A 1,843-nucleotide genomic window follows, 5' to 3' on the forward strand; every position below is an offset into this window, starting at 1 on the left:
AAAAAACAGGAGAACAGCCCGGTAGGGATGATTCCCCTGCGGGTTGAGATGGCGCTGCATGGTGCAGCAGATGGAAAGATGCCGTCCCAGCCTGGCGGCTGTAACCGGAATGGCGACGGCGGCGGGCAAGAATCCCGCGCTGTCCGGTCAGTGGTGGCGATAAGTTCGCCAACTTCAGTCGGGAATATAGCCCTTTCCCCCTGAAGCGTCAATGTGTTGGCGAGAAACCTGTCGCCGCAACAGATACGTCCGGCCGCCTGTTTACCCTTGCTCCTTCCTCCGGCGTCCGCCCGTCTTCATGCGCGGGTGTTTGCGCTCATACTCGCGCGCGAGGAACGGAAAATCGAAACTGGCGTACAACATTTGCGTGGTTACCAGTTTCTTGTGGCCGAGCAGCGCCTGCAACGCGCGCAGATCGCCGGTAGCTTGTAACAGATGGATGGCAAAAGTGTGGCGCAGCAGCTGCGGATGCACATTTATCCCCGGCAGGCGGGTGGCGGCGTAGTCCTTGACGTGTTTGGCGATACTGTGGTCGCTGAGACGGCCACCCTTTTCATTGAGAAAGAGCGCCGCTTCGTTTGCACTTCCCGGTAGATTGCCCCGTACTGACTGCCAGCGGGCGAGTGCTGCGCGCGCCTTGCTGCCGATAAAAACAGGGCGACCCGTACCGCCGCCTTTGCGGCGGATGAGGTAGCGGTCGCTGTCGGCTCCCAGGTCGCAATGATTGATGGCGGCCAGCTCGGTGAGGCGCATTCCGGTGGAGTAGAACAGCTCAAGTATGGCGTGGTCACGGATAAGCCAGGGATCATCGGTCTCCGGGGATTCCAGCAGGGTGGTAATCTGCGCAAGGGTGAGCGTGCGGGGTGCCGCTGGTTGCGGCAGGCATGGCAGTTCAAGCTCAAGGGCCGGGTTGGCAGACAGGATGCGCTGGCGGTATAACCATTCATAAAAACCACGCAACACGGAGCGGTGCCTGCTGAGGGTAGCGGGGCTGCGGTTACCGCTGCCAAGATGGTTGACCAGGTAATGTTGCAGGGTTTCGTCGTCCAGCAGGCGCAGATCACGACCGGAATGCGCTGCTTCGAACCGGCGCAACAGGCGGCGGTAGGTGGAGAGGGTTTGTGCTGCCTTGCCGCGTTTGTCGCGTAGCCAGGCAAGGTAATCTTCAATGTCGCTAACCATTGATTTTTCCTTTTATGTTATGGGGTTGCGACAAATTATGTTCATGGGCATCATGCCCATGCACCCACACAAAAACCGGCCATGAAGGCCGGTTCGGGTTGGGGGTTCAGATTTTGACGATGTGCAGCAGGCGGTGACCTTCGATGATGCTCATGTACGCTTCGTTCTGCCAGACAATGTGCAGGCAACGTTTGAAGCCCAATGTAGCCAGCGGCAAGGGAACTGGCGGGCAGAGAAATTTGATACCCACGCGCGGGAAGGCGTCCTCCGCCTCCGCACCGCTGCAAATGGCAGCCAGTACCGCTGTTGCCGCCGACAGGCAGTCGCGCTGCCCAATGACGATGGTCTCCGGCAGCGGTTCAACGGCCGCGACCGCGCCATCTTCGATGCGCACGGCGTACCAGCCGGGTTCAGCGGACAGCGCGGGACAGCATGCTTCGTGGTCATACACCGTTTTCTGCGGCAGGGTCACCAGCGATACCATCTCATTGAGGCGGCGGCAATGCTGCTGACCGTGTTCAAGGTCGCAGCCGTTCCAGGCGGCTACCTGGGCATAGAATCCGGCACCGGCGTCATCGTAGAGCGGCATGGCAACAATATCGTCCAGCTCCCGTTTGCGGATCACCGGATTTCTGGCAAGGCGCAAGGCGTAGTCGGCGTA

The 1,843-nt window shown here is 60.0% G+C and carries 2 protein-coding genes; both read right to left on the reverse strand.

Features of this window, described 5'->3' with window-relative positions; genetic code table 11:
- Positions 1-261: 261 nt before the first annotated feature.
- Positions 262-1,182 (reverse strand): tyrosine-type recombinase/integrase, encoded by a 921-nt coding sequence (locus tag Q0349_RS05070; RefSeq protein WP_298079795.1) that lies wholly within the window; start codon positions 1,180-1,182, stop codon positions 262-264.
- A 106-nt stretch (positions 1,183-1,288) separates the two neighbouring features.
- A partial coding sequence (locus tag Q0349_RS05075) for a hypothetical protein (RefSeq protein WP_298079796.1) occupies positions 1,289-1,843 on the reverse strand: 555 nt, incomplete at its 5' end.

This window comes from uncultured Cardiobacterium sp. (assembly GCF_938028185.1).
Classification (GTDB): Bacteria; Pseudomonadota; Gammaproteobacteria; order Cardiobacteriales; family Cardiobacteriaceae; genus Cardiobacterium.